This is a genomic window from Xenorhabdus thailandensis, from assembly GCF_037996785.1.
GTDB classification, from domain to species: Bacteria; Pseudomonadota; Gammaproteobacteria; order Enterobacterales; family Enterobacteriaceae; genus Xenorhabdus; species Xenorhabdus griffiniae.
On the sequence record NZ_JBBMXF010000009.1, the window covers coordinates 88160 to 104074 of the forward strand.

Sequence of the window (15915 nt, forward strand, 5' to 3'; positions counted from 1 at the left end):
AATAAAATAGCAAATGAATAAATCATCAGAAGTATAGAGTATAGATAATTTTGTGTTTATACCGTTATGGTAATAATAATGGAAAGGAGTACAGAATTGAATATCCAACTTAAATCTGTGTGTCAAATAGAAATGACAGACCGTGAAGCTGTTGGTTTACCCGATAATTATATTGACAATATTATTTCTAAAAATAACTTTAATAAAATTAATTTAATGACACAAGACATAAAAAGTTTAGTCAATATTGTTGAAAGTAAAAAACCAATAGCAGAGCGCTATTATGCAGGATTGCTTTTATCATTAATAGGTGATCCCCGTATCGATCCTTTAAATCCAACAATGATCCATATTGATGCAACTGAATTTGTGATGGGTATTAGTGAAGAACAAGCAGATAAAGTTGTTGAACAATATAAAAAACTTGGTGTGATGTCTAAATGGATTTATAAAGAATGTCCAGAACATAAAGTCAAATGCCCGGCTTTCAGTATTGCTAAATATCCTATTACCAATATTGAATACAGAGTATTTTTATTAGAGACCAAGTATACGGGTATTCCTTCTTCATGGCGATTAGGGCAATTTCCTATTGAAAAAGCTAATCATCCTGTTTATAGCGTTACGTTGTTCGATATCGAAAAATATATTGAATGGTTAAATCAAAAAACACAGGAAAATTATCGATTGCCTACAGAAGTGGAATGGGAGTTAGCAGCATCTGGAGGGCAAAAACGAGAGTTTCCTTGGGGCGACAAATTTAATGCTTTTTTATTAAATACGGTCGAAACAGGAATTTATATGACAACACCTGTTGGTATGTTCTCTGCTGGACAGTCTCCTTTTGGTGTCATGGATATGGCGGGTAATGTTGAAGAGTTTGTCGATAACAATTATTACGTCTATCCCGGTGGAGAACTGCAAAAAGATCATTTAAATGAAATGACGGAAACTTATCGAGTGGCACGGGGCGGTAGCTTTGCCCGTTTTTCTGATTTAGCAAGAACGACTCGCCGTCATGGTAAATTTCCGCATTTTGATCGTGAAATATTCGCAATGGGTTTTAGACTTGCTAAATAAAGGATAAATAAAATGATTCACTCAGCACCAATTAGCGGCATTGCCGCCTATAAAAATGTTTATGTTGCCACAGCAGGATACGATAATCGTTTAATTCTTTGGGATGCCAAAACACATAAATCGTTAGCAATGGGTATGCATGATCATTTGGTTAATCAATGCGCCTTTTCGCCCTGCGGAACAAAATTAATTTCCGCTAGTAGTGACCATAGTGCCCGAATTTGGCAATTGCCGGAGATGAAACTTCAGCAGGTAATTAATATACACAAAGATGATGTATCAAAAGCTGCTTTCAGTCCTTCTGGTAATTATATTGCAACATGTTCTTATGATTGTACTTTGGCTGTGTCTGATTTGGCAGGTAATTTAATTAGCCGGATGGTCGGACATGAAAATCTTATTGAGAGTTTTGATTGGTCGCAAGATAGCTTAACATTAACATCTGTTGGTATGGATGGCACAATTCGAACTTGGGATACCAAGACTGGGAAATTACTAGATATTATCTACATTGGTAACACAGATGTAGATGCCATTGCCTGTATTTCTGATAAGAATAAGATTATTGGCAATAATGAAGGTTATATCTCTCTAATTAGAGATGGTAAAGAAATAAAAATAAAAGCACATAATTCGTCGATTAAAAAAATCGCTATTAATAATGACGGCCGTTTTTTTGCAACCACCTCTTATGATGGTTATATTATTATGTGGAAGCTTACGGATGATCATCAGGTAGAAAAAATTTCTGAAGCTGAGTTGCCTCTAATCGCATGGCCACGTTCTATCGCATTTTTGGATGATAATACCTTAGTTATCGGTACATTTGCCTCTAGTTACCTTGTCTGGAATCCGTATACTAAACAATGGGCTAATGAAAATCTCATCCCATCAAAAAGTCTTAATTCCATTCATATTGAAGGCAATGATATTTATACCATTGGTGATGCTGGATATACCTTGAAAAATGGACTCATTATAGGTGGCCCTTGCACGTTATGTAATTTTATCACTCGTTTTCAATCCCGCTTAGTTTGTGGTGGACAGTCTGCTGAATTATACGATGCTATCACTGGTAAGTTACTCTATAAACTCGATTCGCCTATTAACTGCGGTATTAGCTTTACATCAAATAATCAAGTTTTATTGGCTGTTGGAACCTACTCAGGCAATGTTTTTATCTTTTCAGAAAAACAATGTCTCAAACTCCTGACTGTTATCTATGCACACCGGAATGCTATTAAGGGTATTTCTTACAATAGCAAGGAGTTGTTCTGTGGTTGTGCCGATGGTGAATTAAGTATTATTGATCCAGATAATCTTATTATCTTACACATGATACAGAAAGCCCACGAAAGTATACTGAATGATTGTTCACCTTTTGCACATGGTTTTGCGACAGTTTCTCGTGACTTGCATCTCGGGCTTTGGGGTGATGAAGAGCATACCGATAAAATAAAGACGCGCCATACACATTCGATTAAATGTGTAGCTGCTAGTGATGACGGTTTTTTTATCGCTTGTGGTAGTTATAGTGGTGTTGTCGATGTTTATTCGGTTGCTAACAAACAGTGGATAGGCCAGCCCAGGCGTCCGACTAGTAGTGGGATTTCGTCTTTAGCTTGGAGTGAGAATAATCACATATTTATTGCCGCCTCTTATGATGGGCGATGTTACGAAATAAGTGTAACAGAATAATTTATGTCACAAAAATAATAGGAGAAAGAGCCGTGCAAATGTCACTTGAACTAAACACAATGAATAAAATCTTATTTATTGAAACTCGTGGAATGAACCCGACTGGGATTTTAAAAACAGCGATAGAATTGGGATATTACCCTTGGGTTGTAACAGAACAACGTGAAGAATGGCAAACACACTTAAGTGAACAAAATATAAACTGTACATTATTATCCGTGAGTCAACTGACAGCTCAACATATTATAAATGTATTACCTCATCGCCCAAAAGCTGTCATTACGCTTTCTGATCAATATCTTGAGATTGGCGCTGAAGTTGCCAAATATCTTGAGTTACCTCATACTCCACTAGAAGTATTGGCCGATTGTCGTAATAAATATATCACTCGTAAACGAGTTAGTAGGACAACCGTCAAACAGCCCAATTTTGTAAAAGTTGATAATTTAAGACAGTTAAAATCAATTTCACTAGCTGATACTGTAGGTTTCCCACTTATCTTCAAGCCCCTTTTAGGACATAGTTCTTTGGGAATACATATTTTTTTTCATCAGGCAGAAGTGGATCATTTCTTTGAAGAATCATCTGATTGCTTTTATTTTCCCTACATTATCGAGCAATTTATTGAAAACGCTGAGCTTGTTAGTGTTGAGGGGTTTGTAGATCGAGAAGGAATTCATTTTTTAGGTTGTAGCAGCCGTCTGCTAGGAGGAGAAAATGGTTGTGTCGAATTAGGTGGTATTTTCCCCTATAAGCTATTTGAAACTCAGTTGTATAATGCTAGCCGAGTTGTTATTCCAGCGATAAATATGTTATTCGGTGCTTTTCACATTGAATATTTAGTACACAAAGATAATATTTATTTAGTGGAAATCAACCCTCGTTTTCCTAACGGTCCTGCTCCTGCTAACATGTCAAAAGCTTTAGGAATTGATTTAGATAGTTTAATTATTGAATTGTTTATTCAAGGGTTTTCTAAAACTAGACCCATTCCAACCCGTTTTTCAATGGCAAAAGCATTGTATTCCACACTAGATGGAATAGTCACAAGCATTGAGCTTCCTGATAATTTTGATGCAGATATTTTTTTATCCAAAACATTGCCTTTTACAGTGTCAAAAATTAAAAGTAATACTGATCGGTTTGGGTTTTTAATAATATCTTCAGATGATTTATCTCTTTTGAATAAAAAAGTGAACAATATTATTGTGAAAATGAATATAGCTATTTTACCATCGCAAGAGTAGGGAGTATAATGTGAATTATAGCTTAAAAGATGTCAAGTTAATTAGACTTGCTTCCATTCCTTGGGGGTGTTTATTGTTAAATGGTATCTCTTTCCCATTTTTAACCCATAAAGGGTTGTCAGTCAGTGAAGTGTTTTTCATTCAAAGCGTTTTAGCATTCTCTATTGTTATTACGCAAGTACCCAGTGGTTTATTCACAGATAAGTTTGGTATTAAAAAGGCTTTGGTTTTAGCGGGAATATTTAAAGGTATTGGTGGTATTATGGCTTGGGCAATGGAAGGCTTTGTCCCAATGATGATTGCCTGGTTTATTGGGTTAGCCAATAGCTTTTATTCTGGAACCAATGTATCAGTGATTTATCGTTCATATTTATCTCAAGGAAAAAAAACAGATTTTATTTCTAACATTTATCAATGGGGGAATTTTAGTTTTTATATTTCTATTTTTCTTGGCTCTTGGATTGCGAAATATTCAATGGAGTTGGCAGCATTGATTAATGGTTTAGTTGCCTGTACACCTGCATTAATATTTTCATTTATCTCTAATGATTCAAGATTTAAAGAAATAAACAGAGAAACAAACAAAAAACAAAAAACAAAAAAAATCAATAATTCTATTGCGTTTAATTTTAAAGGTTTTTTTTCTTTTCCGAAGAATAAAGGGTTGGTTTTGTTTTTATTTTCTTTATCTGGAATGTTTAATATTATTGTTAGCCAATCTTCAAATCTAGCCCAGATGTTTTTATTGAGTAAAAAATTTGAAATTCAGTACATAGGTTTAATCATTGGTGGATTAGGTGGAGGAGGGATTATTATCACGAAATTATTGTCTAAAAAAATATTATCACTTTCTATACAACAGACACTAATATTCATAATTTTATTAACTCTGTGTTCTTTCTTCTTGTTAATTAATAATGTAGTTTTTGTCTTTATTATTGGGATCTTATTATTAGAAGTTGTCAAATATTTAATTGAAGTTTATATAGTGGATGCTATCAATCGTTCATATCAAGGTGAAATGATTGCCTCTTTAAATTCAGTATTAAGTCTTATAAAACGTTTTTCTGTTATGATTTTTGCACCATTTATCGGCGTCATGATCGAAAAAAATGGATTTCATATTGCGTTAACCTATTTAGCGTATTTCTATCTTTTTATCTCTGTCGTTGTTATTATATTTATTTTTCTTTACCGTAATGAATCTAAATAAAATAGATTAAGGTTATTCTCTATGAAAAAGAGTGACATTATACAACACCTTCCAGAATTGGAAGAATACGAAAAAACACTTTATTGCAGTTTTAAACAATATTACAAAGAGGGGCGTGATAGTTGGTCTGGAGCAGAAGCTAGCCGAAAAACAACATTAAAGCTTTTGTCTTTGTTGAAAAATGCTTCATCAGTATTGGATATTGGTTGCGGTAGAGGGTTAGAATCTAAGGTCATTGCTGATCAAGGTCATAAAGTTTTAGCTCTTGATATCATTGATAGTTTTGATTTCATTGATTATGATTTGCTCAATATTGAATTCAAGCATGGTAATTTTCTTGATAATAATATTATATTTGAAAAGTTTGATGCCATTCTGGATAATGGCTGTTTTCATCATCAACATCCGTCACTTTATCTGATTTATTTGGAGAAAGTTTATGGTTGTTTAAAAGATGAGGGATTTTTTGCTATTAGTATTTTTGCAACAGAAGATGAAAATCAAGATAAAGGGAACGTTTATCTCCATCAGGATGGTAGATTAGGAAAAGAGTTTAGTGCTTCGGAAATTATGGGATTATTTCTTCAGAATAAATTTAGTTTGTATTATCTGGAACGTTATATTCGGGACAATTTTCCACTACCCAATTATTTATGTATATTCCAGAAAAACAATCATAACATCAATAATATTAAAAATAGATATACTAATCTAACTTTAAGATGCGTGTAATTTCTCCCCGCGTAGCGAGGAGAAATTAGGTTTTATATCCTGTTGTAAATGGCAACTTAAAGTTTAATGTGTATAGCGATAATGAAACTAATTTGTCTCTTTAAAAAACAGGGTGAAGTTTATTACTATGGCACTGTTTGATGTAGAAATTAACCCTAAGAATAAATAGGTTAGTGATATTCCTATTATTTAAGCTGGAAGAACATGACTGAGCAAAAAATTATCGGTAGTATTAAAGCAGGCTCAGTATCATTGAGTCTGCTTATGTCTATTACGCAAAACAAATTTTTGCCCAGCGTGCCAACCCTGTTGTTACTGAACCGAAGTAATTCCCGCCAACCAGCGGGATACCCGGCAATTTTTGTTCAACTTCCTGACGCAGAATAGGGGAACTGGCTGAGCCTCCTGTCATAAATATCACATCTGGTTGAGTTCCACTTTGTGCCACGGCTTCACTCACCAATTTTGCCATTTTCTCTTTAGTGGATTCGATTGCCGTAATCATCTGATCACGCTGAATATTAACTTCAATAACCTCTGTTAATAAATTAAGTTTAACGCCATACTCAGACCGTTTTGAAAGTGCAATTTTGGCTTCCTCTGCGCTGCGAACCAGGCTGTATCCTAACGTCTCTTGGTGTACTTTCAATAAACGGGCGAGTTTTTCTGGCTCTTGGGCATCTCTGTGCAAGGATTTTAATGTCGTTAAATTCTGGCGAGAGTAGAATGCTTTCTGAGCCTGTATGTCATTGATGGCAATCGGGTTCCAGAACTGCGTCAGGGGCATGTCAATACCTGAAGAGACTTTGCTGCCTAATCCAAAAGGGTGCATAAGTTGTTTAAAGGTGAGATTAATATCTAAATCATTTCCCCCGATGCGTTGACCTGTGTGCGCCAGTAAGCTCTCATTGCGCTCAGATAGATTTTTCCAGCTTGGCCCCATTTGGATAACTGAGCAATCTGTGGTTCCGCCACCAATATCGACAACCAATACCGTTTTATCTTCTGTTAATGTGGCTTCATATTCCAAGCCTGCTGCCACGGGTTCAAATTGGAATTCAATGTTGCGGAAACCTGCCCGTTTGGCCGCATTCAGTAAGATTTCTTCAGCTTGTTGATTCGATTTATCACCACCACGCCCATGAAAATTGATTGGACGCCCAATGACAACATCGTTGATAACTTGCTGTTTATTGGCTTCTGCTTGTTGTTTGATATTTGCCATCATGGCACAAACTAGATCCTCAAAAAAACTGATTTGAGTATCTCTTAATCCCATTGCACCCAGAAAAGACTTTGGCGATTTAACGTAATAAACCTCTTGAGGATCTTCCAAATATTGAGCGAGTGCTTTTTGCCCAAAGACGAGATCGCCTGGCAAAAGTTCAATGCCTTCCTCTCGGTTTGCTGTGATAGCGCTACGAAGTAATTGCTCACCTGTTTGATTAGTTGGTTTGATATTCCAGTGGCGAAATAAGTGCTCGGAAACAGACTCTCTGGTCGGTGCCGCCAGAGCTGAAGGCATATAGAAGTTATCATCCTCAATAGCAATGAGCTGTGGCGTATCTCCGATCATTTCTGCTACTGCGCAATTTGATGTGCCATAGTCAAAACCGATGAACATAGGTTTCCTCATATTTAATCGTAGAAAACTTTAAAAAGGGAGCAGATGCTATCTTAAATTAGTGCTGAATAATAGATAGAGTAATCATAAAGACTGAAATGATTCATTATTTTCTCTTAGAATGTATGACTCCAAAACCATAGAGAAGGAGGGTGTTAATAATAAATTTATTATTAACAGTATCGAAAATAGCATTAATTAATATGCGTTGTTTATTAGGCAATTTTTAATTATTGGGATATGGAAGTTATCTTTTTCAGGTAAATTTATTCATTCTAATCATAGAGTGATTTCTGTTTCAGAAAATACCAAGTATAATACTGGTAATTTTTCATTCTATACCTATAACAATTTAAACAAAGGCCAGACATATGACACGTTACGAACAATTGGCTGGATTGATCCGCCAACAGATAGAGGACGATATTTGGCAAGTAGGTGATAGATTACCATCACTGCGGGAATCCGTGAAATCGTCGGGCTTGAGTTTGATGACGGTACTACAAGCTTATCAATTACTGGAAAGCCAGGGATGGATCGTGGCACGCCCACAATCAGGGTATTATGTTGCTACTCGATTAAAAACATTTGCGGCAGCAAAAGGGGGGAAGGGACTCAATTTAAGTGAAAATGTGGAGATCAATGCATCCATATTTGATGTATTACAGGCATGCAAAGATCCGCAAATTATTCCTTTCGGTTCGGCATTTCCCGATCCTTCTTTATTGGACGACCCCAAATTATCAAAAATATTGGCTTCAGTTGCTCGTCGTTTCGTGCCACACAGTTCGCTGGCAAATTTACCTCCAGGTAATGAAAAGTTACGACGTAATATATCCCGTCGCTATGCTTCCCACGGTATTCATGTTTCCCCTGAGGAAATTGTTATTACTGCTGGGGCCATGGAATCATTAAGTTTCAGTTTGCAATCTGTCACTTCGCCAGGGGATTGGGTAGTGATTGAATCGCCCGCTTTTTATGGGGCGTTGCAAGCGATAGAGCGGTTACGTTTGAAAGCCATTGCCATTAAGACAGATCCCCATACAGGCATTGATTTGGATACCTTGGAAGAAGTTGTGCAAAGATATCCAATAAAAGCTTGTTGGTTGATGTCGCGTTTTCAAAATCCGCTATGCAGCACAATGCCACCTGAAAATAAACAGCGATTAGTCGAGATTTTGAACCAAAACCAGATCGCCTTGATTGAAGATGATGTATATGGTGAATTGTATTTCGAGCAGGAGCCTCCAGCCCCCATAAAAGCATGGGATACAGAAAATAATTTCATGCATTGTTCATCATTTTCAAAATGTCTTGCTCCCGGTTATCGGGTAGGTTGGGTTGCAGCAGGTAAACATGCGAAGAAAATTCAGCAATTACAGATGATGAGTACGGTCTCTGCCAGTACACCGACACAGTTGGCGATTGCGGACTATTTGGCGCAGGGAAAATATGACAATCACCTGCGTCGATTGAGGCGGTTATTGGAACAACGGCAAAATCGGATGCTATGGGCAATCAGTGAATATTTTCCCCAATCAGTGAAAGTCAATAGCGCGCGTGGGGGTTATTTTCTTTGGCTGGAGTTCGAATCACCGTTTAATGCCAATCGACTCTATCAACTGGCATTGGCAAGGAATATTAGCATCGCACCGGGTAGTATGTTTTCCACTAGCGCCCAGTTTGATCATGCCTTTCGTTTAAATACTTCATTTGCCTGGAATGAAACACATGCCTTGGCAGTAAAAGAATTGGGGAATATGTGCCATATGCTCTTAAAAGAATGCGGGTAATCAATCACATTTCAACTATCTCAATATTGTCGTAAGAGAAATTATTTGCCAATGTTTCTGTTAACAAGTTGACACTAGTTATCTTTTAGTGCTGTAAATAAAATCTTAAAGCGGTGAGGGAGTGGGATGAAAATGAAATGCTTCGATTATGCAACATTACCAAGGGTGCAATGGTCTGGAGGGGAAGGCGAAACAAGGGATATTGTTTGCTGGCCTGTGTCTGATGATTTTGCCTGGAGAGCTTGTTTTACGACTGTCCATCAAAGTGGGGTATTGGGGCAATTCCCTGATGTTGAATGTTCAATCATTTTATTAAAAGGAAAGGGTATCCGCTTAACCAGTCCAGGTTTTCTGGAACACGAATTGGTGAAAAAGATGACCCCATTTAATTTTTCAGGCGATATTTTGGCCCATGCGGAATTAATGGATGGCTCTGTTCAGTGTTTCAATATCATGACTCGCCGTTCATGTTGGGCTTCTGAGGTTTCTGTGATTTCTGATGAACGTTTACTACCAACATCACACAGTGGTGTACTTTATGTTTTAAAAGGGCGTTGGGAAATGACAGGCGCGAATTGTGTCCAGCTTGCTTTTGGTCAAGGTGCGTGGTGGTTACCGGATATACGGGAAGGGGTAATTAAGCCATTGATTGCGGATAGTAAACTTTTGTGGATTGACTTACGTCCGATTGGATAAATGGGATAATCATTGAAAATTAATATAATCAATGATCTGCTATAAAGTAGGCCGTTGATTTTTATGTGATTAAAAAAAATTATTTAAAATTTTGGTTAAAAAAACTTACCTAAAAATGAAAAATAACTAAAAGAGTATAATCTTAATCTATAGGTATATAACGGTAAAAGTAATATACCCAAGATGAATCGCCATCAAGGTAACAAAAATTATGAAAACTCAATTCACACTCCGGTAAGGTTATTAATAATTATGAAAAAAATCTTGATAGCTACTCCATTACTGACCTTTTCTTTTGGGATTATGGCAGAACCTGCTTTATCACAATTGGATTGGTACGATGGCAGCGTATCTTTTGTGCTTGGACTTGGTTGGTTAAAAGGAGAATCTAACGAACATCTCTATGGATATTCCAAAGATCCAAAATACAAAAGTAGTCAATTGAATTGGAAAATTGGCGACGTTCTAATTGCCAGAGGCAAAGTTTCTTGGGATCCACTTGATAGGCTAACTGTGAGTGCGGGAGGTTGGGTTAGGTTATCGTCACGCAATAGCAAAATGGTTGATTACGATTGGCTCGATGTCAACCAGAGTCATTGGACCCATTGGTCATCCAGCCCAGATACTTCTCTAAACGATGCCAATGAATTTGATTTAAATGCCGCAGGTTGGTTAATTAAACAATCCAATTACAAATTAGGGGCGGTATTGGGTTATCAAGAAACACGTTTCAGTTGGACGTCACATGGTGGTCATTATGTCTATAATAATGGCGCTGATATCGGAGAATTTCCCGCCGGGATGGCTGGCGTTGGCTATAAACAAAAATATAGCCTGCCTTATATTGGGTTAACCGGGCAGTACCGTTATCAGGATTTTGAATTTAACCTTTTACTAAAATATAGCCCGTGGGTAAAAGCCTGGGGTAACGATGAACACTATATGCGTCGTTTAACGCTTCCTCAGCGATCTGATAAGGTGCGTTATTTTGGTGCTAGTATAGATGCCGGTTATTATTTAACTCAAAATACGAAGGTATATACAGCATTTACCTGGAATAAATATCGCGAAGGTAAAGGTCAAACTAGGCTCATCTATTATGATGCTGACTACACCGAAGATTTAGGTGATAATTCTGTCGGAATTGAAAACCGAAATTACAGTATTGATCTTGGATTACAGTACCATTTTTAATTTTCTTATAATGAAATCACTGACAGTTACCATTGTTGCAGTATCTGTCAGTTTAAAAAAACAGGCCAACTCTTACAGTTCAGTGAAATATCGCCTCACAATCTCCCTGCCAATTTCCATCGAAGCCGTGGCGGCCGGTGAAGGTGCATTGCAGACATGCAGTGAACGGCGGCCTTTCACAAAGTGAAAATCATCCACTAATTTACCATCAGCGGTGAGTGCTTGCGCACGTACACCGGCTGGACCTGGTGTGATATCTTCCGGCTGCAAATCAGGAATAAGCTGGCGGGCATTTTCGGTAAAAAGTTGGCGAGAAAAAGAACGCCGCATTTCTGCCATGCCTTCACAGAAATAACGTGTGGCGATGTTCCAAAATCCTTTGTAAGTCAGTACCTCTGCTAAATCCCGTAAATTAAAATCTGTTTTGTTATATCCCTCACGCTTAAATGCTAATACTGCATTCGGGCCAACATCGCGTTTGCCATTGTGCATCCGCGTAAAGTGAACGCCGAGGAAAGGGAAATCAGGGTTAGGTACGGGATAAATCAGATGATTAACCAGATAATTTTTACTGCTGTCCAGCACATAATATTCACCGCGGAAAGGAACGATTTCATATCTGTCTTATAGCCGGCTAACCTGGCAATTCTGTCACTGTGCAGTCCAGCACAATTCACCAGCCATTTTGCCTGATAATGGGTTTGCTGAGTTTGTACCTCAACATAATCACCATGTTCATGAATACCCTGGACTTGCTGTTGATAATAAATATCCCCCCCTTGGGTTTGAATAATTTCAGCCAGTTTGGCTGCAATTTCTGGGTAATTCACAATCCCTGCATCCGGCACCAATATCGCTTCAAGGCCGTTGACATAAGGCTCGCGCTCTTTCAATTGGGCTTGCGAAAGATGGCTGACGTCAAGGCCATTTTTTAAGCCTCGCTGGTAGATATTTTCCAGCAAGGGAAGCTCCTTGAGTTGTGTGGCGACAATCACCTTACCGCAACGGTCGTAATATAAGCCATGCTGCTGACAGAACTCATATATCGTACGGTTGCCTTGTTTCGCCAGTCGAGCTTTTAAACTGCCGGGTGTGTAATAAATGCCGGAGTGCACAACGTTACTATTATGGCCGCTTTGATGTACAGCTACGCCATTTTCTTTATCTAATATCAGCAAGCGTAAGTGTGGATGCTGTTCCTGTAAGGCATTAGCGGTGCCAAGCCCGACCAATCCCGCACCAATAACAATCACATCATACATTTTTAGGGGGTTCCTCATTATGCTTGTTTTTTACACGTTCCAATTTATTGCGTAAGAAATGCAGGGTTCCTGCCACGATAATCAGTACTATTCCGGCCAGGTCTGTGAGTATCCCTGGTTTGATTAACAGGATCGCGGCAATGGCGAAGAGAATTCTTTCTAGCCAATGGGTTTTGTACATCCAGAAATTAGCACTGGCAACAGAAAGTGAATAGATGCCAATCAGTGCAGTCAGGATCATATAGCTAATGGAGAGGAAGTTTAAATCATCACCTTGCATCAATAAGGCCGGGTTGTACACCAAAATAAAGGGAATGATAAAACCGGGCAGAGCCAGATAAACCGCGCTCCATGAAGTTTGTATTGGATCTGCACGGGCAATGCTAGCAGCCGTGTAACTGGCGAGTGCGACAGGTGGCGTAATATTGGAAAGTGCACCAAACCAGAAAACAAAGAAGTGAGCCGCTAAGGGTAAAACGCCTGCTTTGATTAATATCGGTGACACCGTCACGGCAACAACAATATACAAGGCAGTCGAAGGCAGCCCCATACTGAGGACGATACAAACTATCATGACAACCAGCAGGATCATCCATAGGGTATTGTTGGTCAGGGAGACGATATTGAAAGCGAGGGTCGATCCAATACCTGTCATGGTGACAACACAGATAATAACGCCAATGGCTGCACAGGCGACAGTCACCTGAATAGCCCCGCGAGCCGCTTCATTCAGGGCCGCCGCGATTTTCTTGGGAGTCATGCGAACGGTAGTATCGGGTGTGATCCAACTTGCAATAATAATCGCGATAATACCGAGGAAACCGGCATAAATCGGTGTTTTCCCGGTCAATAGGGTTCCAATCACAATAAAGAGTGGCAGCAATAATAGGCCACGGGCTTTGAGTACCGCTTTGACTTGGGGAATATTTTCCTTGCTGACACCTTTCAATCCTTGTTTTTTGGCTTCCAGATCAATAGCAATAATCAGGGCGGCATAATAGAGCAGTGCTGGAATAATGGCGGCAATTACAATCGTGGTGTAAGAAATGCCCAGGAAACCCGCCATGATAAATGCGGCTGCCCCCATAATCGGTGGCATGATCATGCCGCCTGTTGATGCCGCGGCTTCGACAGCGCCGGCAAAACGGGGAGACAAGCCGATATTTTTCATCAGGGGAATGGTGAAGGTTCCGGTTGTAGCAACGTTGGCGACAGCACTGCCACTCAGTGAACCCGTCAGGGCAGAGGAGATGACCGCAACCTGGGCAGGGCCACCACGACGGCGTCCAGCCATTGCCATAGCGAGGTCATTGAACAATGCCGTCGCGCCGCTGGCACTTAAGAATGCACCAAACAAGATAAAAACAATAATAGCTGTTGATGCTGTAGATAGGGTAATGCCGAAAATGCCTTCACTGGTCATAAATAAGCGGAATAACAGACGTTCAAGTGAAAATCCGGCATGACCGAAAATACCCATGAAATAATTACCGAATAGGGCGTAGATGATGGCAAAAAGGGAGATACCCGGTATGAAATAGCCGGTTGTACGCCTTGCTGCTTCAAAGAGTACAGCGATGCCAATGACGGACATCACATAATCTGTGGTATTGGGAATGCTGTTGCGTACAACATGCAAGTCAGTGTAAGTAAAATAAAAATACCCATAGCTGACTAATGTGAGCAGAATAAACAGGTAATCCCAATAATTAAATTTGGCTGTTGCATGACGTTTGGAAATCGGAAACAGAATAAAGCCCAATACCAGAATGCCAGCGAGAAATGTTGCATTACGATAAAATTCCTGCGTATTGGATAACGCGTTGGAATAGATAGCATAAAGGGAAATAGCGATGGCAAGTATTATCGTGATCTTCGAATAGAAATCGCGTAATTGGCGGTTGCTTGATCCTGCTTCTTTATCCTGCTCCATTGTGGATGGCGTTACATTATCAGTGTTCATTGCGACTCCATAATATTATGGTCAATAACATGCTGGGAAAATTAAGTTAGGCCTTATAATTTCAGGTCAAAAATCAGTGTTGGTTGTTTGTCGATTTAAGTTCTGGTGGCACAAGATAGTCAGGAATATTCAGGCCAATTTCGCGATAATACCGGTATGCCCCAAGATGTAATGGTACGGAAACACCTTTCAATGCGTTTTCAGGCAGAATGTATTTTGCGGAGCTATGGATCTGATGGACTTCCTTCTGGTTTTCAAACATCACTTTTGTTAATTCATAGATGGTTTTTTCATCTATTTTGCGGGTTGTCATCAGAATATTGGGTTGTGCAATCGTGTGGATAGGCTGTTTTTGGCGTGGATAAGTTTCTGGTTTTATGATGAAGCGAAACCATGAGTTGGCAATAGCGTTAATCTTTTTCAGTTGTTCATCTGTCACATTGAGAATGCGGGCAGGAACACCACTGGCATACATATCGGTGACTGCTGAAGCGGGGACACCCGCAGGTAAGGCGCCGCCATCAAGACGGCCGTCCCGCATGGCTGAAACGGTATCGCCATAGCCGAGATATTCTGGGTGAATCTTTTGTTTGCTGAGATTGACACCTTGCAGAATAATCAGGGTAGATTGTTCAGTACCACTGGCTTGAGGTCCTACAGAAAAACGTGTTCCGGCAATATCGTTTAGCGTGCCATCCTTGACCTTATCGTCGACTAAAATAAAGTGTTCAACATTTGGCCAAAGAACAGAGATAGAACGCAGATCCTGATAAGGATGGTTTTTGAAACTTCGGACACCTTGATAGGCCTCGACAGCAATTAAACTCTGTAAAATCGCGAGTTGGGCTTCATTTTTTTGGAGTAGATCAATATTTTCAATCGAACCGGCTGAAGATTGCCCTGTAACCTGAATATTTTCCTGTTTTAGATGGTGACTCCAGACATTGGCCAGGCCGACTCCCATTGGATAGTAAGTTCCGCCTGTAGAAGCTGTAGCAACGGAGAGAAAACGTTTATTGGCATTTTCTATTTTGCCTGTTATGGCCATGATGACCAGAGCAATGACAGCAATAGCTGTCAATAGGCGCTTTACTTGTGTGGAAGCCATATTCTTTATCGTCATAATGTGGTTACCAGATGAGTTGTGTAATAAATGTTAAATATTTGCATTCACTTGTATACAACATTACTTATCTGGTTCAGAGTTTGATGTTGAAAATTTGTGATAGGTGTTTTGTATACCTAAAAAATAGGCAAAAAATATACAATCACTGATAGATTTTAAGTGAGAGAAGCGCACTATATATATTGCAGAGAATAAAGAAATCAGTTTTTATAAATAAAATTTATATTAACGTTAAGGTAATCTCAATTTAGTCGATCAGTCGAAATTTCTAACATTTCTTTAAACCA

11 protein-coding genes and 1 pseudogene are annotated in these 15915 nt (G+C 38.9%); 8 read left to right on the plus strand and 4 right to left on the minus strand.

Annotated features, from left to right (window positions below; translation table 11 throughout):
* Positions 1-96: 96 nt before the first annotated feature.
* From AAC853_RS08805 to AAC853_RS08825, 5 genes are read left to right on the plus strand one after another with little or no spacing between them, the layout of a single operon-like run.
* Positions 97-1080 (plus strand): formylglycine-generating enzyme family protein, encoded by a 984-nt coding sequence (locus AAC853_RS08805; protein ID WP_340614319.1) that lies wholly within the window; start codon positions 97-99, stop codon positions 1078-1080.
* Between the two features lie 12 nt (positions 1081-1092).
* A complete protein-coding gene (locus AAC853_RS08810) occupies positions 1093-2778 on the plus strand; it encodes a WD40 repeat domain-containing protein (protein ID WP_340614320.1) in 1686 nt (561 codons plus the stop codon).
* Positions 2779-2816: 38 nt separating this feature from the next.
* The gene (locus AAC853_RS08815) at positions 2817-4025 is read left to right on the plus strand and encodes an ATP-grasp domain-containing protein (protein WP_340614439.1); all 1209 of its coding nucleotides are present in this window, start codon (positions 2817-2819) and stop codon (positions 4023-4025) included.
* 10 nt (positions 4026-4035) lie between these two features.
* Positions 4036-5238 (plus strand): MFS transporter, encoded by a 1203-nt coding sequence (locus AAC853_RS08820; RefSeq protein WP_340614321.1) that lies wholly within the window; start codon positions 4036-4038, stop codon positions 5236-5238.
* A gap of 21 nt (positions 5239-5259) precedes the next feature.
* Positions 5260-5970 (plus strand): class I SAM-dependent methyltransferase, encoded by a 711-nt coding sequence (locus tag AAC853_RS08825; RefSeq protein WP_340614322.1) that lies wholly within the window; start codon positions 5260-5262, stop codon positions 5968-5970.
* Between the two features lie 271 nt (positions 5971-6241).
* Here the strand turns inward: AAC853_RS08825 and yegD are convergent, their stop codons facing one another.
* The gene (gene yegD, locus AAC853_RS08830; RefSeq protein ID WP_340614323.1) at positions 6242-7594 is read right to left on the minus strand and encodes a molecular chaperone; all 1353 of its coding nucleotides are present in this window, start codon (positions 7592-7594) and stop codon (positions 6242-6244) included.
* Between the two features lie 371 nt (positions 7595-7965).
* Between yegD and AAC853_RS08835 the strand changes: the two genes are divergently transcribed.
* The 3 genes from AAC853_RS08835 (at position 7966) to AAC853_RS08845 (ending at position 11277) form a co-directional block, all read left to right on the plus strand.
* Positions 7966-9387, plus strand: a complete 1422-nt coding sequence (locus AAC853_RS08835; RefSeq protein ID WP_338885436.1) for an aminotransferase-like domain-containing protein — start codon at positions 7966-7968, stop codon at positions 9385-9387.
* 126 nt (positions 9388-9513) lie between these two features.
* Complete coding sequence (locus tag AAC853_RS08840) at positions 9514-10083, plus strand: HutD/Ves family protein (RefSeq protein WP_340614324.1); 570 nt, start codon at positions 9514-9516, stop codon at positions 10081-10083.
* Positions 10084-10335: 252 nt separating this feature from the next.
* Positions 10336-11277: an omptin family outer membrane protease gene (locus tag AAC853_RS08845; RefSeq protein ID WP_338885440.1), complete on the plus strand. Its 942-nt coding sequence runs from the start codon at positions 10336-10338 to the stop codon at positions 11275-11277.
* A 72-nt stretch (positions 11278-11349) separates the two neighbouring features.
* On the opposite strand, the pseudogene lhgO reads toward AAC853_RS08845, so the two are convergent.
* The 3 genes and pseudogenes from lhgO to AAC853_RS08865 all read right to left on the minus strand — a co-directional run bounded on the left by lhgO (position 11350) and on the right by AAC853_RS08865 (position 15610).
* Positions 11350-12539: pseudogene (gene lhgO / locus AAC853_RS17830) on the minus strand (L-2-hydroxyglutarate oxidase).
* Positions 12532-14502, minus strand: a complete 1971-nt coding sequence (locus AAC853_RS08860) for a TRAP transporter permease (RefSeq protein WP_340614327.1) — start codon at positions 14500-14502, stop codon at positions 12532-12534. The pseudogene lhgO and the gene AAC853_RS08860 overlap by 8 nt, the downstream one beginning before the upstream one ends.
* 73 nt (positions 14503-14575) lie before the next feature.
* The gene (locus tag AAC853_RS08865; protein ID WP_340614440.1) at positions 14576-15610 is read right to left on the minus strand and encodes a TAXI family TRAP transporter solute-binding subunit; all 1035 of its coding nucleotides are present in this window, start codon (positions 15608-15610) and stop codon (positions 14576-14578) included.
* Between the last annotated feature and the right edge of the window lie 305 nt (positions 15611-15915).

Coding starts and splice junctions, on each gene's coding strand:
- AAC853_RS08810 (WP_340614320.1), top strand. CDS start 1,093: ATGATTCACTCAGCACCAATTAGCGGCATTGCCGCCTATAAAAATGTT.
- AAC853_RS08815 (WP_340614439.1), top strand. CDS start 2,817: ATGTCACTTGAACTAAACACAATGAATAAAATCTTATTTATTGAAACT.
- AAC853_RS08825 (WP_340614322.1), top strand. CDS start 5,260: ATGAAAAAGAGTGACATTATACAACACCTTCCAGAATTGGAAGAATAC.
- yegD (WP_340614323.1), bottom strand. CDS start 7,594: ATGTTCATCGGTTTTGACTATGGCACATCAAATTGCGCAGTAGCAGAA.
- AAC853_RS08835 (WP_338885436.1), top strand. CDS start 7,966: ATGACACGTTACGAACAATTGGCTGGATTGATCCGCCAACAGATAGAG.
- AAC853_RS08840 (WP_340614324.1), top strand. CDS start 9,514: ATGAAAATGAAATGCTTCGATTATGCAACATTACCAAGGGTGCAATGG.
- AAC853_RS08845 (WP_338885440.1), top strand. CDS start 10,336: ATGAAAAAAATCTTGATAGCTACTCCATTACTGACCTTTTCTTTTGGG.
- AAC853_RS08860 (WP_340614327.1), bottom strand. CDS start 14,502: ATGAACACTGATAATGTAACGCCATCCACAATGGAGCAGGATAAAGAA.
- AAC853_RS08865 (WP_340614440.1), bottom strand. CDS start 15,610: ATGGCTTCCACACAAGTAAAGCGCCTATTGACAGCTATTGCTGTCATT.